13 protein-coding genes and 1 tRNA gene are annotated in these 17,706 nt (G+C 52.2%); 5 read left to right on the top strand and 9 right to left on the bottom strand.

Going from position 1 to position 17,706, the window contains the following annotated elements; translation table 11 throughout:
- Positions 1-45: 45 nt before the first annotated feature.
- Positions 46-645: an NAD(P)H:quinone oxidoreductase gene (gene wrbA, locus ACM5QY_RS14010; RefSeq protein WP_416122886.1), complete on the top strand. Its 600-nt coding sequence runs from the start codon at positions 46-48 to the stop codon at positions 643-645.
- A gap of 114 nt (positions 646-759) precedes the next feature.
- On the opposite strand, the gene ACM5QY_RS14005 is transcribed toward wrbA, so the two are convergent.
- Together ACM5QY_RS14005 and ACM5QY_RS14000 are read right to left on the bottom strand one after the other, a co-directional pair.
- Positions 760-1,674, bottom strand: a complete 915-nt coding sequence (locus ACM5QY_RS14005; protein ID WP_416121379.1) for a GGDEF domain-containing protein — start codon at positions 1,672-1,674, stop codon at positions 760-762.
- Between the two features lie 188 nt (positions 1,675-1,862).
- A complete protein-coding gene (locus tag ACM5QY_RS14000) occupies positions 1,863-3,632 on the bottom strand; it encodes a sensor domain-containing phosphodiesterase (protein ID WP_416121378.1) in 1,770 nt (589 codons plus the stop codon).
- Positions 3,633-4,084: 452 nt separating this feature from the next.
- Between ACM5QY_RS14000 and ACM5QY_RS13995 the strand changes: the two genes are divergently transcribed.
- Positions 4,085-4,774: an EAL domain-containing protein gene (locus ACM5QY_RS13995; RefSeq protein WP_416121377.1), complete on the top strand. Its 690-nt coding sequence runs from the start codon at positions 4,085-4,087 to the stop codon at positions 4,772-4,774.
- A gap of 97 nt (positions 4,775-4,871) precedes the next feature.
- Here ACM5QY_RS13995 and ACM5QY_RS13990 read toward each other — a convergent pair whose 3' ends face one another.
- Complete coding sequence (locus tag ACM5QY_RS13990) at positions 4,872-5,807, bottom strand: GGDEF domain-containing protein (RefSeq protein WP_416122885.1); 936 nt, start codon at positions 5,805-5,807, stop codon at positions 4,872-4,874.
- A gap of 728 nt (positions 5,808-6,535) precedes the next feature.
- On the opposite strand from ACM5QY_RS13990, the gene ACM5QY_RS13985 reads away from it, so the two are divergent.
- A complete protein-coding gene (locus ACM5QY_RS13985; protein WP_416121376.1) occupies positions 6,536-7,825 on the top strand; it encodes a glycoside hydrolase family 68 protein in 1,290 nt (429 codons plus the stop codon).
- A 107-nt stretch (positions 7,826-7,932) separates the two neighbouring features.
- On the opposite strand, the gene ACM5QY_RS13980 is transcribed toward ACM5QY_RS13985, so the two are convergent.
- The 4 genes from ACM5QY_RS13980 to ACM5QY_RS13965 form a co-directional block, all read right to left on the bottom strand.
- Positions 7,933-10,983, bottom strand: a complete 3,051-nt coding sequence (locus ACM5QY_RS13980; RefSeq protein WP_416121375.1) for an efflux RND transporter permease subunit — start codon at positions 10,981-10,983, stop codon at positions 7,933-7,935.
- Positions 10,980-12,122: an efflux RND transporter periplasmic adaptor subunit gene (locus tag ACM5QY_RS13975; protein WP_416121374.1), complete on the bottom strand. Its 1,143-nt coding sequence runs from the start codon at positions 12,120-12,122 to the stop codon at positions 10,980-10,982. The genes ACM5QY_RS13980 and ACM5QY_RS13975 overlap by 4 nt, the downstream gene beginning before the upstream one ends.
- A 96-nt stretch (positions 12,123-12,218) precedes the next feature.
- Positions 12,219-13,400, bottom strand: coding sequence for a sensor histidine kinase (locus ACM5QY_RS13970; RefSeq protein WP_416121373.1), 1,182 nt, complete (start codon positions 13,398-13,400; stop codon positions 12,219-12,221).
- Positions 13,397-14,095, bottom strand: a complete 699-nt coding sequence (locus tag ACM5QY_RS13965) for a response regulator (protein ID WP_416121372.1) — start codon at positions 14,093-14,095, stop codon at positions 13,397-13,399. The genes ACM5QY_RS13970 and ACM5QY_RS13965 overlap by 4 nt, the downstream gene beginning before the upstream one ends.
- A 125-nt stretch (positions 14,096-14,220) precedes the next feature.
- On the opposite strand from ACM5QY_RS13965, the gene ACM5QY_RS13960 reads away from it, so the two are divergent.
- Positions 14,221-15,009 (top strand): MipA/OmpV family protein, encoded by a 789-nt coding sequence (locus ACM5QY_RS13960; RefSeq protein WP_416121371.1) that lies wholly within the window; start codon positions 14,221-14,223, stop codon positions 15,007-15,009.
- 194 nt (positions 15,010-15,203) lie between these two features.
- Positions 15,204-15,293, top strand: a tRNA-Ser gene (locus ACM5QY_RS13955).
- 64 nt (positions 15,294-15,357) lie between these two features.
- On the opposite strand, the gene astE is transcribed toward ACM5QY_RS13955, so the two are convergent.
- Complete coding sequence (gene astE, locus ACM5QY_RS13950; protein WP_416121370.1) at positions 15,358-16,338, bottom strand: succinylglutamate desuccinylase; 981 nt, start codon at positions 16,336-16,338, stop codon at positions 15,358-15,360.
- 18 nt (positions 16,339-16,356) lie between these two features.
- Positions 16,357-17,700, bottom strand: coding sequence for an N-succinylarginine dihydrolase (gene astB, locus ACM5QY_RS13945; protein WP_416121369.1), 1,344 nt, complete (start codon positions 17,698-17,700; stop codon positions 16,357-16,359).
- Positions 17,701-17,706 lie beyond the last annotated feature (6 nt).

Genomic DNA, 17,706 nt, shown 5'->3' with positions numbered 1-17,706 from the left:
TTAGACAGTGATAAAAACATCAAAAATGACAATGAGGATAATAAAATGACCAAAGTTTTAGTGCTCTATCATTCAATGTACGGCCATGTTGAAACGCTGGCACAACACGTTGCTGAAGGGGCCAAAACCGTTTCTGGCGTAGAAGTCTCGGTTAAACGCGTGCCGGAAACCATGAATACTGAAAGCTTTAAAGCTCATGGGGGCAAAACAGAGCAGGCGGCCGAGGTGGCCAGCCCGGAAGAACTCGCTAACTATGACGCCATCATAATTGGGACACCTACCCGTTTCGGTAGTATGTCTGGACAGATGCGTAATTTTCTCGATCAAACGGGTGGACTCTGGGTCAAGGGCGCACTTGCAGGAAAAATCGGTAGCGTGTTCACCTCTACCGGCACCGGTGGCGGCCAGGAAATGACCATCATTTCAACGTGGACCACGCTGGCCCACCACGGTATGATTATTGTCCCAATTGGTGGCACAGCGCCTGAAATTTTCGATATTTCAAACTTTAGCGGCGGAACACCTTATGGTGCCTCCACAATAGCGGGTGGTGATGGCTCACGACAACCAAATGACCGTGAAGTAGCGATCGCAAGACATCAAGGTAAGTACGTCGCGGAATTCGCAAGTAAACTCACCGCGTAGGCAAATTTTTGTCATGAGTAAAAGAGAAGGCTATTTCGCCTCTCTTTTATTCACCACGCAAAGTGGTCGGCGAAAACGGGCCATGGCTTTAGCGTTTTCCCAAACCTGAGTGCGTTACCCGTCTGCCCATTCGATCCGGTTCTTACCCCGACATTTCGCGTCATACAGGGCGACATCGACGCGTTTGAGTAAATTCTCGACAGTTTCATCTTCTTTTTTGTGGCCGGCTCCGATACTGACGGTAAAACGGATTTCCCCCCGGATGACTAAGTCCCGGGTTCGGGATAATATTTTTTCCGCCACAACATTGGCTTCCTGTTTTGATGGCAATTGCAATATAACCGCAAACTCTTCGCCGCCGATTCTGGAGGCGGTGACATTACCGTCATACAGGCTGCTTAACAGATTCGCGAAGTCCCGAAGGACTTCATCACCTATGTCGTGCCCATATTTGTCATTGATTTTTTTGAAGAAGTCGACATCAATGATAAAAACATAGATATTTGTAGTGTTTAATTCCAGAAAAATATTTCTGAAATAACGTCGGTTTGGCAAATGCGTCAATTCATCACGATAAGAATCAATGCTGGCATCGGCATATTGATCATTCACGTACCGCACAATAAAATAGATGCCCATCGAAACGCAGAGCATCCCTGTCAGTCTGGAGACATCCTCAATATAATATCCCACCCACAGCGGTTGATGGATAAACTCATCCATCAGATCAAAAGCGGCTGACATTATCCAGATAAACAAACCCAGGTTAATCCACCTGCGCAGGCTGGCTTTAACGGTTAAGCGGTTGAAACTCCATAAGATAAAATTAAGTATTAGCAACTGAACGAGATCAAATACCCCGCCGGAATTCTCCAACCAGGAATGCCCGATTTCTTTTTTGGGAAAGCTGACCAAATTAATAATCATCACCAAAACACACAACGCCAGAGAGAATACCATTGGCATATACAGGGTTTTTCGTGATTCATTCTTAGTAAAAAGTCCGTTCTCATATTTCACGAATGGCATACTACCCCCTGACACATATTGAAATGAAAATCATCCTTATGCAGATTTCCCTGTCTGCATATTTCATCATTTACACATCCCTGGCGGTGCCTTCTCCGCTGAATATTGCGCAATTGTACCCGAAACTTTATTTCAGGTAGATACGATGTTAAAAACCCGCTCAAGGAAACTTAAGCGGGCTTTTGGGTTTACGGTTTAGCCGGAAAATTTTTTCTTGCCCGGCACCAGGTCTCCAAATCCACGGGTATCAGCGGCCTGGAGTAGACATAACCCTGCACCTCGTCACACCCCAACCCGCGCAGAATGTCGACCGTTTGATCATCTTCCACGCCTTCCGCCAGCACCACATAATCGAGTTGCTTAAGCAGCCTGATGACATTGCGAACAATAATGCGACCGGCTTTATCGCTGGCTATGTTACTGACAATAGAACGGTCGAGTTTAATGATATCCATGGGGATCTGCCGCAGATAGTTGATGTTGCTGTAACCGGAACCAAAGTCATCCAGTGAGATCTTAAAGCCCCGCAATTTAAGCATCTCCAGCCCGTGAAGTGCTGCCGGGCTTTCCAGCATCTTCTCGGTTTCTAAACACTCCACACCCAGCAAGGCGGGAGCCAGCCCGGCGTCGCGCATTTTCTGTTCAAGTTCATCGGCAAAATCAGGCCGGGAAAAATCACTGGCGGCCAGATTCACAGAGACAGGTAAAGAAAGCCCCCGGTCACGCCATTGGCTTAACTGAGCAATAGCATGATCAATGACCCATGCCGTCAGTTCCCGCATCAGGCTGGTTCTTTCCACTAAAGGGATAAAAAGCCCGGGCAAGACTTCGCCGTGTTCAGGATGCTTCCAGCGCAAAAGCGCCTCAACGCCCGTGACCAGACCGGTCACCAGCGAAACCTTGGGCTGATACACCAGATATAACCCTTGATCTTCCTGAAGCGCCTTTCTCAGGCCGGTAAGGAGGCTAAAATCATTCTTCTTGCGGTTGTCCAGCGTCGCATCAAAAGTCATAAACCGGTGTTCATGACTTATCGCCTCATGCAGTGCGCTGACCGCACGACGCAGCATTTCAACCGGCGCCATCGTCTTATCGCAATGCCCTGAGTCGCCAATATGAATATCCAGATCCAGCGGAACCTCGGGATTGATTCTGGCCTGAATCCCGCGCAGGCGCAGGGCGATATTTTCTAATGTCGCGCCCTCTTCGGCGGGTGTGAACCAGGCAAATCGCCCGACTGCAACAGCGTAGAGTTGTGCCGATATTTGCAACCGGGTTTGAAGCTGAACCGCCATATCCCGCAGTAAATTTTCCACGGCCGTCATCCCCAGCGAGCGCGCCATTTCATAGGCAAACGGCATGTCAATACAGTCAATAATGACAAGCTTAAACGTGCTCTCAGTCGAAACAGCGATGTCCTTGAGCATCCGCTGGCGATTTGGCAAAAGCGTGACAATGTCGATGTAGCCGACAGCATGCCACGAGGCCAGAAAACCCGACACCAGCCCGGCCAGCGTCTCAAAAATTTCCACCTGCTCGGCTGAAAGTGTGCGGGGTTGTATATCTAAAATACACAATGTGCCTACGGATACCCTGTCCTGGGTATTCAGCGGGCAACCCGCATAAAAACGGACAAAAGGGGCTTCTGTAACAGCCTGATAGTGCCTGAAATCAGGGTGCCGGGCGGTATCAGCACAAATGAACGTCTCGCCTTGTTTCAGCGTTTTTACGCAAAATGCTTCGCTGAGGCTTGTTTCGGTTATTGCAACATTCTGTGCGGATTTGATGTACTGTTTTTCATCATCCATCACCGACACAAAGCATATCGGCACCTTCAAGAGCTGGCAGGCCAGACGCGTGTATTTTTTCAACGCCTCGTCCCGAACCTCATCATGGCTTTTCAGCAGGTCGATCGCCGCGCGCATTTTATTTTCATCGCTGCTGAGATCGGTCAACATGGCAATACTCCCGGTGAAGTTAGATTTTCTGTTCTTCCTCGCCTGCTACAATCACTCTGTACGCCTGGCGAAGATGGCGCAATGAGCGTCACAACCTATCCTATCCCCACATTATAACGTTTCCCAGTCATTCTCAGAAACAGGACTCGCACAAAGGTTCAGCGTCCCTGTTAAAGCGGGTTTGACGGGTTTACAAATAGAAAAAGCGTTGCGCGAAACGCGTGCAGAAATACACAGAACGGCTTGCTTTAGGAAATATTATGGTTCCTTATGCTTTCATTCACATTTCAAAATCATATAACACATAAAATCAGCGAGTTAGATTTGTTTTATCGATCAATAGGTATTAATCAATAGGTTTTATCATAGGAAAAATCGATCAATATATGTTTATTAATTCGCGAAAGTGATCAATGATCACCATTACACAATAACGGACTTTTAGGGAGGAAATGATGTTGCGTTTAAATTTTCAGGTCTCATGCAAATTCAGATGCGAACCTATATATAGTATCGGAGGGTCACTACACGCAGTCGAAGTATTGACGAGTTTTGAGGGCGGTTACGGCGGGGGAAAAATGGAACCTCAAAAATTTATCAGCTCTCTGGACACAAAATCTAAACGTGAATTATTGCTAGCACAGTTAACTGAAATTAACGCCCAATCACTTTTTTTTGAAAAAAACAAACTCCTGTGCTCCCTGAACATCGATCAGAGTATGGCAATCATGATTCTCGAAGAGAATCATATACAAGAAATTTTAGAAAAAAATGACTTTATCAGATTAGAGATATCTGAGCGCTTCCCCAAAATAGATAAATCAGAAGGGAATATCATTCTGGACGCATTGGCTGATAAATACGAATTATGGCTCGATGACTACGGCACTGACTTCAGCAATATCAATACATTAAAAAACACAAAATTCGAATCAGTAAAAATAGATAAGAAATTCTTCTGGGAAAATGGTAATTCGGTAATGTGGGCAAACATCCTGGATAATATCAGCCAGCATTGCGCTTCCATCATCGTTGAAGGTGTTGAAACCGGCACTCAGTTAAGAAGCCTTAAATACAGCGGGGTGTCCTGCGCCCAGGGTTTCTTATTCCCCTCCGTCCCCTGGAAGACATCGAAATATTGATGCCTAAAAAAGGCGACTCTACTCTGTAAACCGACCTCAAATTTGGCGTGGAAATGTCAAAACAAATGCACCCGCGCAAATTTAAAAACGCCAAACATCAAACAACCGACTCGCTAAGCGAAATGACTTTATTTTTCCCACTGGTCTTGGCGGTATAAAGCGCATTATCGGCGCAGCTTATTGTTTCAAGCACAGATTGCGTGAGCGTGTGTTCTGCCAGGCCGATAGAAACGGTCACCTTCACTTCATTACTGTCAAATTTTAAATTACTGTCCTGGATTACCAACCTTATTTTTTCTGCTATTTTCGCAGCATTTTGTAAGTTTGCGTTTATAAATATGATGAATTCCTCCCCGCCATATCGCCCCACAAAATCATTTATCCGGACATTATCCTTTACGATCTGAGCAATTTTCTTGATGACCTTATCTCCGAACGGATGTCCAAAATTATCATTCAACGATTTGAAATTATCGATATCCAGCATGAGCACACAGAAATTTTCTTCAGAGGTCTCACCCAGATAGTTGATATGATCATCGATGCTTCTTCTGTTGCTAACCCCTGTAAGCGGATCGATTTTAGAGGCGTTTTTGAAAAACAACTCTCTTTTTGACAAATTTATCAGGTTATTCAGGAAAACATAAACCAGAGAGATATAGAGCAAACTCATGATGGTTTTAATTATGGCAAGTTCCCAATATCCCTTTTCATTAAGAATACTGATATGGATGAGCAAGTTGAAGGCCTGCGCAATACTGTAGGAGTAAAGAACGTACCTTACACCCACTCGCCCCTTTATATGAAAAATCATTAATAACACAAAATATACAAGAGAAAATGCATCATAAAATGTCGATACACCAAATAAAAACACAGTGCTCACAATCAGACTGGCAAAAAATGTCGGATACCCAAAGATGATGAGTCCAAAAGTGATCGGCGATATAACGACACTATAAATGCTGGTACTGTGCTGCGCTCCGATCTTAAACAAATAAATGCTAGCCAAACCCAGCACTATTCCTAGCACTATCTTCAAGGAGAGGTACCGGCTTAGTGCAGATTTATAGTTTATCAGAGGGATGGATATGCAGGTATAAGTGATACAAATACCGACGAGCGTGTTAATAAACGTTAACTCTATGAAGTCCATAACATGGTAGCCACTGTAATAAAATCACCTGAAAGAGTGTATCTTTTCCACTTAGAAGTAACAAGAAATTACATCCGACATCCGTCCTCTCTGTCCTGCTGAATATTTCGTGTAATACACGGCATGTGACTGGTAAGCAATCTGCAATCGTAATTTATGTGAAATATTGTCTCACCTGCTTTTGAAAGCAGGCAATTTTTTAACTAAAGATATCGCATTTGCATACCTCACACCGATCAGGTTAAAAAACACCAATTCATTAATTTTGCTAAAGTATTGGCGGAATTATAGCGGAAAATAAAACCAGCCTTCACCCTTTTATACCGAATGACAGGTCTGCAGGCTCAGGTTTGCAATGAATGAGTTCACTGTTTAATAAAACTCAAAACACGGACTGGTCACTATTACGTTTAACTTTTACGTTTAATTGAAAATATGCCCTGCTATTTCTCACACAACGTAACCCGTTTTATCTCAAAACCTTTTCTCTTCAGTATTAATTCATCCCGGCGGTTCTGATTTATAGATTTAAAAGACGAGCTGACGGGGAGTTAATAAATTAGTTTTTTTATTTTTATTTAAACGTTAAACGATGAGGTGGTTTTATGAGTACGTTAAATGATAAATCTTTACTGGAACAACCGGCTATTCAATCCAGTATCTGGTCCCGGGCAGATGCATTAAAAGTGAATGAAAATGACCCGACCACAACCCAACCGCTGGTCAGCGCAGATTTCCCGGTAATGAGTGACACTGTGTTCATCTGGGATACTATGCCGCTGCGTGACATTGACGGTAAAGTGCTTTCGGTAAATGGCTGGTCCGTTATTTTCACACTGACGGCTGACCGTGAGCCTGAAAATCCTGAATATATTGATGCCAACGGTCATTATGATATTGCGCTGGACTGGAATAATCGTCATGGCCGGGCAAAAATGTGTTTCTGGTATTCCAAAACAGGGAAGAACTGGAAATTTGGCGGCCGCGTAATGAAAGAAGGCGTTTCTCCGACGACACGCGAATGGGCGGGCTCCCCTATTTTGTTAAATAATCAGGGTGAGATTGACCTGTATTATACCGCCGTCACGCCGGGTGCCACGATTGTCAAAGTCCGTGGACGCATTGCGACCTCCAATAAAGGCGTGAGTCTTAGCGACTTTACTGACGTGAAGGCTTTGTTTGAAGCGGACGGCAATCTTTACCAGACTGAAGCACAAAATCCGTACTGGGGCTTTCGCGACCCGTTCCCATTCCGTGATCCAAAAAGCGGCAAGTTATATATGTTGTTTGAAGGCAATGTGGCCGGTGTGCGCGGTAGCCATATTGTCGGGCCAGACGAAACCGGTGACGTGCCGCCGGGTTATGAAAATGTGGGTAATTCGCGCTATCAGACAGGTTGCGTAGGTATTGCTGAAGCCGATGACGAAAATGGCGACAGCTGGACATTGCTCCCGCCGCTGGTCACTGCCGTTGGCGTAAACGACCAGACCGAGCGCCCACATTTTGTGTTCCAGGACGGTAAATATTATCTGTTCACTATCAGCCATAAATTTACTTATGGTGACGGCCTGACGGGGCCGGATGGGGTTTATGGCTTTGTCAGTGATGAAATTTTCGGGCCTTATACCCCGCTGAATGGTTCTGCATTGGTGTTGGGCAATCCGCCATCCCAGCCCTTCCAGACCTACTCACATTACGTCATGCCCAACGGGCTCGTCACTTCATTCATTGACAGCGTGCCCGCAGATAAAGCCACCACCGGCATGGATTACCGTATTGGTGGTACGGAAGCGCCTACGGTCAAAATCAAGATCAAAGGTGACCGCACGTTTGTGGTCGATGAATACGACTACGGCTACATTCCGCCGATGGCGGACGTGGTCATTAAGGAATAAGTCGCAGCGTTTTCCTGGCTTACGCTAACATTTGTCTGCCTTTACAACGCCCGGTGCAGTGCATCGGGCGTTCTTCCATTCCGGCGTGTTCCGCGCACTGAGAAGTCCTATTTCTCAAACGCCATAATAAGGCTCAAAGAAGCCGGTAACACCGTCAGCGTTAAGAAGGTGGCGACGATCAGTCCGCCGATAATGGCATACGCCATCGGCCCCCAGAATACCTGTTCGGCAATCGGCAGCATTCCCAAAATGGCAGCACAGGCTGTCAGCAGAATCGGTCTTGAACGGTGCTCGGCGGCGGCTTTGATGGCGTCATTACTGCCCATTCCGGCGATGACGTTATTGTCCACTTCGCTGATCAGAATCACCGCGTTGCGGATAATCATCCCGGCCAGCGCGATAACCCCCAGCAAGGCGACGAACCCCATCGGCGTACCCGTCGGTAGCATGGCGAGTATGATGCCGATAAGGCCAAAAGGCGCCATGAATAATGCCAGCAGCATGCGCGAAAAACGCTGTAACTGAATCATCAGCAAGATCAACATCACGAACAGCGTGACCGGCAGCACCGCGTAGACCGAGTTGTTGCCTTTATCTGATTCCGCCGCCACACCGCCCTCTTCGACTTTATATCCTGGTGGCAATGACGCTCTGATGCGCGAAACCTGCGGTGCAAGTTGCCGGGACACGGTTTCCGCATGCAGCCCCGGCGCGATATCCGTCTGCACGGTAATGAACGGCAGCCGCTGGCGACGCCACACGACCGGATCGTCAATCCCCCAGACCGGTGTGGCAACCTGACTTACCGGGATTTTCTGCCCCGTAGCCGTGGTAATCATCAGCCCTGAAAGCGTCGTCATATCCTGACGTTCGCGGTTATTTGCCCGCAGAACCACGTCGATCAGCCGGTTATTGTCCCGGACTGTCGTCACCACGCTGCCTGACCAGACGGTGTTAAGCAGTGCCGCGAGGCTCTCTGAAGAAACGCCCGCCGCGCGCGCCGCCGTCTGATTCACCCGCAGCGTAATAACCCGCTCGGGCTCTCCGGCGGTCAGGTTGACTCCGCGGGTCACGGCGCTGTTGCCCAGAACGGCGGCAAGCTGTTGCGCCGTCATTCTGACTTTCTCGTAGTCCGGGCCACTGACGCGATATTTCACCGGCCAGCCCACCGGCGGACCGAGTTCAAGCGGCGAGACGCGGGTGGTGATGTCGCTGAAATCACGGGCTAACAGGGTTTCCAGTTGCGCGCGAAGTGTGTCCCGGTCCTCCAGACTTTTCGCCACAACCACCAGTTGCGCCGTATTTTCGTTATCCAGCAACACATCCATCGGCAGATAAAAACGCACAGCACCCGACCCGACATAAGCCGAAAAGTGATCGACATATTTGTTGCCTTGCAGCGCATGTTCCAGCCGTTCGGTTTGTCGCGCGGTTTCTGTCTGCGACGCATTGGCGGGAAGGGTCAGGCTGACCAGCAGTTCCGGGCGGTCGGAAGCCGGAAAAAACTCCCCCTGCATAAACGTCGTTGCATACGCCGACATCCCCAGCAGCAGGCAGGCGACGCCCACCGTCATACACCGGTGATGCAGGACAAAATTGAGCAGGCGCTGGTAAAAACGCATTATTTTGCCGCGTTTTTTGGCGTGTGAAGCGGTTTTTCCAGGCAAAATCCACGTGCCGATGAGTGGTGAGAAAAGAACGGCAACGAACCAGGAACACAGAAGCGCAATCAGCACCACGGCGAACAGGGAGTAGCAATATTCGCCCGCGCTCGAGGCCGCGAAACCGACCGGAATAAACCCGGCAATCATCACCAGCGTGCCGGTCAGCATCGGGAATGCGGTGGTTTCAAACGCGTAAGTCGCGGCGCGCCATAAAGAATCTCCCGCCTCGAGACGTGACACCATCGCTTCGACGGTGATCATCGCGTCATCCACCAGCAGCCCCAGCGCAATGATCAGCGCGCCCAGCGAAATACGCTGTAATCCGATTCCGGCCAGCATCATGCCAATAAACGTCATGGCCAGCACAATAGGGATCGCGGCCGCAACCACCAGCCCGGCGCGGGTGCCGAGCGAGACAAAAGACACCGCCAGCACAATCACGACGGCTTCGATAAGCACCCGGATAAAACTGTTAACGGCCTGTGAAACCACGGCGGACTGATCCGCCACTTTCACCATTTCAATCCCGTGCGGAAGACGCGTTTGGATATCCGCCATCCGGTCATTGAGCGTCTTACCAAACGACAACATATTCCCGGAAGACGCCATGGAAATCGCCAGCCCGATGGCCGGTTGCCCGTTAACCCGGAATGCCGGTGACGGCGGCTCGGCGTTCTCACGGCTGATTGTCGCGATATCGGTCAGGGGAATGTAGCGACCGGCAAGGTGCAAGGTGACGGCACGCAAACTTTGCTCTGACGTCAGGGCACCGCTCACGCGCAACGCAATATTCTCGCGATCGCTGCGCAGGACACCCGACGGCTCTACGGCGTTTTGCGCTTTCAGGGCATCGGCGACCTGTTGCAGATCTAAGCCCATACCGGCGAGCTGCGCAGGCGAAAACGCAATCACGATGTTTTCTTCCTGCACACCGAGCAGGCTGGTTTTGCCCATATCCGGCAGCGACATCAGGCTGCGGCGGATATCTTCCACACGGTCGCGCAACTCGCGGGGCGTGTAGCCTTCAGCGGTAAAACCATAGATCGTGCCAAACGTGTCATCGAACTCATCGTTGACCGACGGCCCCTGTACGCCAGCGGGCAATGACGGCGTAATATCCTGCATTTTTTTACGCACCTGATACCAGATCCCGGCGACCGCTGACGGCGGCGTGTCATCGCGCAAATTAATGAAGATCACCGACTGCCCGGCGTGCGTATCACTCTCGACGTAATCAAGATACGGAATTTCCTGTAGTTTTTTTTCCAGCGTGTCCGTGACCAGATTCACCGTATCCGCCACACTGGCACCCGGCCAGGTGGCAGACACCACCGCTGTTTTAATGGTAAAAGCCGGGTCTTCGTTGCGGGGCAATTGCGCGTAACTGATGACGCCTGCGGTCATTAACATGAGCATAAAAAAGGCCATCAGCGGCTGATGTGCCAGCGCCCAGGCGGAGAGATTGAATTTGCCTGCTGGCGATGACGGCTTCATTCGCGGCCCTCCCCGAGGGTCACTTTTTCGCCGTTCCGCAACTGACTCACACCGGCAATGACCACCGTTTCGCCGGGGCTGACGCCCGTTTTAACAAAGATTTCGGAAGTGCTGTAGCCCCCTAACACCACCGGCCGCAGGTGCAGCGTCAGCGTTTTGGTATTCACGATAAAAATGGCGGGCTGCCCCCCGGCGCGGGTCAGGGCGGAAGCGGGAAGTGCTACTGCTGATTCATCTGAAGCGCGAAGAATGAGCTGCACGCTGGCACCCAGCGCCATCGCGGGCGGCGGGTTGTCGAGCGTGATGCGAACACGCCACGTCCGGGTTTGCGCATCGGCCTGCGGGCTGATATCCCGTAAATGCCCCTGAGCAACCACCGATGAATCTGAAAGCAGCGACACGGAAAAAACGTTACCGGCTTGCGCAGAAACAGCCTGCGTGTCGGCCACATCAAATACCGCATCGCGCCCGGCGCCCGACGCCAGTGTCACCACGGTTTGCCCGGCGGTAACGACCTGACCGGCCGAGGCGCTGACCTGTGTGATCACCCCGTCTGCCGGAGACAACAGTTGTGACCAGCCGAGGTTCTCGCGGGCAGTTTTCAGCGCATCTTCACTGCTCTGACGCCGTGAACGGGCCGCCTGCCAGTCGGACTGCGCGCTATCAAGCTGCGTGCGGGCGATAGCACCGCCCGGCATCAGCAACTTCATGCGTCTGAGATTGAGTGAAGCCAGTTGTTCCGCCGCGCGGGCGCTGTCGAGATCGGCCTGCGCGCTGCTGAGCTGATTACGGCGGGTATCTGCTTCCTGCGTGGCTAAAACCTGCCCGGCGGTCACCCGCTGACCGACATCGGCCTGCCGGGTAATAATCCGTCCATCCAGCCGGAACCCGAACAACGCCTCTTCATGAGCCCGTATTTCGCCGGTCTGGATAAACAGGCCGGAAGCCCCGGTAGAAGGCGCGATGACCACGCGCACCGGCCTGACGGAAGCCGCCTGTTTATGCGTTTTATCGCCACAGCCGGACACCAGCATGGCGACGAACAGCAGGAATACAGCAGGAATAAACGGCCACAGGCGGTCACAGGCGGCCAGATGGCGCACCGCGTGGCGAACATAATCAGTAAAAGTAGCGAACATGACAGACTTCCTGAATTGAGATATCGCTATTCAATCCACCCACTGTCCAGATTCCCGCGACATTTCATCAAGGAACCGTCAAGACACGCACTTTTTTTATTGGGGGGTTTCCGGCTGAGGCAAACTGACCGCAATCATCAGCCCGCGCGGTTCTTTGCGCACTGCCCTGATGCTGCCGCCGTGGGCTTCACAGATTGCCCGGGCAATGGACAACCCTAACCCGCTGCCGCCGGAATGCCGCGCGCGGGAAGATTCCGCCCGGCTGAAACGTTCAAACATCACCGGCAAAAAATCGGCATCCACACCCGGCCCGTGATCTTCAAAAGTAATCTCAACGCTGGTTTTCGTGCGCGAAACCGAAATATCCAGGCGATGCCCTTCCTGCGCATAACGCAGCGCATTTTCCATCAGAATGGTCAATACCTGCCCGAGCCGGAAGGGATCGCCGACATAAGGGCATGGGATATCCGGTGTCACGGCAATATCGAACCCGGCTTCCGCTGACTGGGGTTTGAGCCAGGCTACGCGCTCACGCAGCAGCTCAGCCAGATCCAGGCGGGTTTTACTGAGATTGAGCTGACCGGCATCGGCCAGTGAAAGTAAATGCAGTTCGTCGATCAGCCGGTTCAGATGCAAAAGCTGTTTCATGACCATCTGCAACTGACGCGGCTCCGGCTGAAATACGCCGTCAAGCATCCCCTGCAAACGCCCCACCGCGGCCGTCAGCGGCGAGCGAAGTTCATGCGCCATCGCCACATGAGACGCACGCAGTTCCCGCTCATAGCGCGAAAGTTGCAACATCATGGCGTTAAAATCGTCGGTGAACTGGTTAAGCTCCGCCGGGGCATTTTTGACCGGCTCAGCCCGCGTGTTGAAATCCCCTTGCGTGACCGCCCGTGCCACCTGCGCAAGACGGCTGAACTGTAACGAAAGCGGCCGCGCGGCTTTGAGGCCCAACAGAGCGATAATAGGGATCACCACGACGACCAGTATGCCGACCATCATCCAGTCGGCAGAGGCTATAGAAGGATCGGAGTAACGCGCCCCCCAGCCCTGATCTACAATCTCATGAAAACGCGCCAGATTAAGCTCAGGGTTGCTGCGTAAAACCTCAAATTCCGCCCGCATGGCCGGGGACATATGGTGCAAGACCCAGAGATTCTCAATGACAAAGCGCAGCCACATGCACAGCGCAATCAGGATCACACTGCCAATAGCCAGCGTCAGAATACGGACACAAATCCAGCGCCACAGGGACTGATAGTGTGAGCCGCTCATGGTTGCCGGAACCGGTAGCCCACGCCGCGCACGTTGACCAGTACATTCACGATCCCCGCGGATTCCAGTTTTTTACGCAGATTATAGACATGCGTATCCACCACCCTTTCCAGCGCCTCGCTTTCCGGCAGGCAATGTTCGAGCAGATATTGCCGCGAGAACGGACGCGTCGGAGCCCGCATTAATGTGCTCAGAACGCCGAACTCCGTGGGGGTTAAATCAAGATAACGCGGTTCGCCCGAATCTGACCGGACGGAAGCGGTGAGCGCATCGACATCGACATCGAGCCCCTGCCAGGACAAAACGGACGACGCCGCCTCGTTGCCCGACGCCACACGCCTTAACACCGCCTGTACCCGCGCCACCACTTCGCCGGGGTTGTAGGGTTTGACGACATAATCATCCGCACCAAATCGCAGCGCGCCAATTTTATCCGGCATATCACCCATCGCGGTCACCATGATGACGGGTGTGCTGCTTTCACGACGGATCGACGCCAGAACGTCCGTGCCCCGCATCCCCGGCAGCATCACATCCAGCAAAATCAGATCAGGCTTCCAGCGCTGCGCATTCTCCAGCCCGGACACCCCGTCACCGGCAATCTGTACCTCATAACCTTCACGTTTCAGATAAGCATCAAGGACATCTGCCGCATCGGCGTCGTCCTCAATGATCAGAATTCGTTTTGTTTGCATGTTTCTCGCCTTGACTGTTTCTTCATAAATCCCAGACAGTATATTGACACTGCCTCTGCATACTCCGGTTTCAGATGCGGCTACGATCCGCTACGAACCATACGGCTGGGTGATGAGGAACCACAATGATATCCAGAAAACTTATGCTGCACATTACCTGTTTCACCGTGTCCGCAACAGTGCTGCAGGCGCTGGCAGATGACAGCGCTTCGCCTGCGCAAACATTTACCGTCGGGATAGGCGCACAAAGCGCGCCGCGTTACAGCGGCTCGGATGAACGTCACTGGCTGGTTGCGCCGGTCATTCAGGCGCGCGACAACGCCGTTTTCTTCGATTCGCTTAAAGGTCTGGGATATGACTTGCAGGCTGATAATGGCCTGTACCTTGAACATACGCTGGGCGTCAGCCTGGGGCGGACCGACCGGAATTCGACCTGGCGCGATGGCTCAGAAAAACTGAAAGGCATGGGGAATATTGATGTGGCCGTCAATACCGCCATCGCCATCGGCTGGTCGGCGACGCCGTGGCTTTCCTTTGAAGGCAAAACCACGCTTCCCCTGACTGACGGACAAGGCGTGCAGTATCAGACGTCAGTGACAATATTGCCTGTGCAAAATAGCACCGACACCGTCGCGCTCCAGTCGGCAGCACTTTTTGGCGACCGCCGCTACATGAATACCTTTTACGGTGTGAGCGAAAAGCAAAGCGAGCGTACTGATTTTGCGCCCTATCAGGCCGCCGGAGGATTTTATGGCGTGGACACCAGCCTGACATGGAGCCATCAGTTCACACCAAACTGGGGCGGTGTCGTCAGCGCGGATTACACCTGGCTGGGCGATCATGCCGGCAAAAGCCCGATCGTTGAACAACGCGACGGCACCACCGTCAATTTCGCCCTGCTGTATACGTTTTAAGAAAACATTAGCGACATTCACAAGACCCCAGGGGCCGGGGAGATAAACTTAACAATGTGTCATTCATCTGTGCCCGCTTACCGCCCTGCGTAGTCTGTGAGCGGCTGACAGAAAACCCCCAATTTTTTCTTGACCCTTAGGGGCTGTCTCCCTATAGTAATGCCCCGTTGCAGCGCTTGCGGTGTAACGGATCCGGTGAGGTGTCTGAGTGGCTGAAGGAGCACGCCTGGAAAGTGTGTATACGAGTAATCGTATCGAGGGTTCGAACCCCTCCCTCACCGCCATATAAAAGAAAAAGGTTCTGATGAAAATCAGAACCTTTTTCTTTTATATCTACCTTAAAAAAATCTACATCTTCACCAGCATCAGCCCGGCCCTCAGTCCGGGTGCGACATTCGGATTCGGGAAAAGCACCTCTTCTTCCTCTTCTTCCACCCGATAGGTTTTCCCGGTTTCTTTGGCGATCACGAAACCTTTTTTGAAAGGCGTGAAATTCAGCGCACCGGCGGGAATAAACAGATGGAAATCTTCCTTCGAGCGAATCACATCCTGCACCACGCGATAATGCACAAGCGGCTCACCGGTTTCGCGGTCAGGCAGTGGCTCGCCGCTGACCAGAGTTTCCAGCCCCCGGCGAACCCCCGTGAACTGTGAATGATCGTTGCTGCCAAACGGCAATGCTTTACCCAGTTCCAGCGTGCAGCTGTCGGCCTGAAACACTTCGCTGCTGAAATGGGTAAAGGTGCCGCCCGGTGAACGGTGATGTACCAGCGCGTCGAGTCCGCACGCGCTGAGCCATGCCAGCATCGCCTCGTTTTTCGGTCTGGTCTGCAACGGCAACAGCCCGAAACGCACGTGCAGGGAACCACGAATGGCGGTGTGCAGATCATAATGAAAACGCCGTTCCGCACCGGCGGCCGTCGCGCTGTGATAAAACAGCGCCATCGCCTGCTCAAGTTCCTGCGCACGCCGGGTTTCATCATTCTGGGTATAACGTGCGTGACGGCCGCCAAACATGCGGTTCATGTCCGCGTCCACAAAACGCTTGCTGAGTCGCATTGACGGCGGATTTCCCAGCAGCACCAGCAGCCGGACACGCAGCGCGCGTGCGCCGGAGAGCAACTCGCTGACCAGTTGATTCAGCAGTTCTATCGGTGCCGTCTCATTGCCATGAATACCCGCCGAAATCACGACGGCGGTGTCACAGAACGCGCGCGGCGACAGTTCGAGAATGCCCTCGCCGCGCCACTGCCAGTCCAGCGTTTCGGTTTGTCCGGCCGGTTCAGTGACCGGCTCGCCCGCCAGCGTCACTGCTAACAAATCAAACATAACTCACTCCTTTGAGGATCAGCGTTGGAACGGATAAATAGCACCCAGCCCGAGGATATTGGTCAGCTCATCCAGCGCGGTACGCACTTCGGTCAGCAGTTGCGGATCGGCCAGATCTTTAGCCTGCATCCGGTCACGGTAATGCGTATCCACCCACGTATTCAGGCGCACAAACTGGCCGTCGCTCATCATCGACGCCACATTCACCGCATTCAGTTCATTACGGTTAAGCGCCACGCGCAGACGCAGGCACGCCGGGCCGCCGCCGTTGCGCATACTCTCGCGCAAATCAAACACTTCGATCTGATTAATTGGCCCGCCGCTTTCGATCAATTCGGACAAATAAGCCCAGACACCGGTGTGCTGGCGCGATTCTTCCGGCACCACTAAAAGCATTTTTCCGTCGGATTTGGTCAGCAGCTGGCTGTTGAAAAGATACGTTGCCACGGCGTCATCCAGCGAAACTTTCGCCTGCGGCACTTCAATCGGCTGGAAATCCAGTTCAAGCGCGGCCATTTTGCGGCGGATTTCACTGAGTGCGCTGGCCGTATTCACAAACGCCTGCTGATGATGGAACAGCACGTTGCCGTTACTGACCGAAATCACATCATTATGGAAAACGCCGCTGTCGATGGCCTGCGGATTTTGCTGGATGAAAACCGTTCTTTTTTCATCGAGCTGATGCAAACGCGCTACGGCGTCACTGGCCAGACGCGTCTGACGCGCCGGATAACGCACCGGTTCGTTTTCGCCCGTCGCCAGCCCGTCGCGTCCGTACACAAAAACCTGCACGCCGGGTTTGTCGTAAGCACCACATAACCGGTTATGGTTAGCAGCGCCTTCATCGCCTAACGCAGCCACCTGCGGCAGCGCTTCGTGATGCGCAAAATAGCGGTCCGCGTGGAACGTCGCGCGCAGAATAGCTGACGTGGTTTCCGCTTCAATCGCACGGTGGAACTTGTTATTCAGGTTAGCGACGGTGAAATGGACGCGCCCGTCGCCGCTGTCTGCCGAAGGGGAAACCGTCGCTGCATTCGCCACCCACATGGACGACGCAGAACTCAGCGAAGACAACAGACGCGGCGAATACGCCTGCGCTTTTGCCAGCACTTCACGGTCGCTTCCGCCGAATCCCATCTTACGCAACGTGCTGAGATGCGGCCGTTCGTGAGGCGGCAAAATGCCCTGCGCAAAGCCCAGGTCGGCCAGCGCTTTCATTTTCAGTAAGCCTTGTTTCGCCGCCAGACGCGGGTTGGCGACGGCGTACTGATTTTTAGTCGAGGCTTCATTGCCAAAAGACAGCCCCGCATAGTGGTGCGTTGGCCCGACGAGTCCGTCAAAATTTGCTTCACATCCAGACATTCCAGC

It is taken from the genome of Rahnella sp. PCH160, from assembly GCF_047784855.1.
Classification (GTDB): Bacteria; Pseudomonadota; Gammaproteobacteria; order Enterobacterales; family Enterobacteriaceae; genus Rahnella.
The sequence above is the reverse complement of the archived record's forward strand: the minus strand, read 5'-3'. Positions and strand labels throughout refer to the sequence as shown.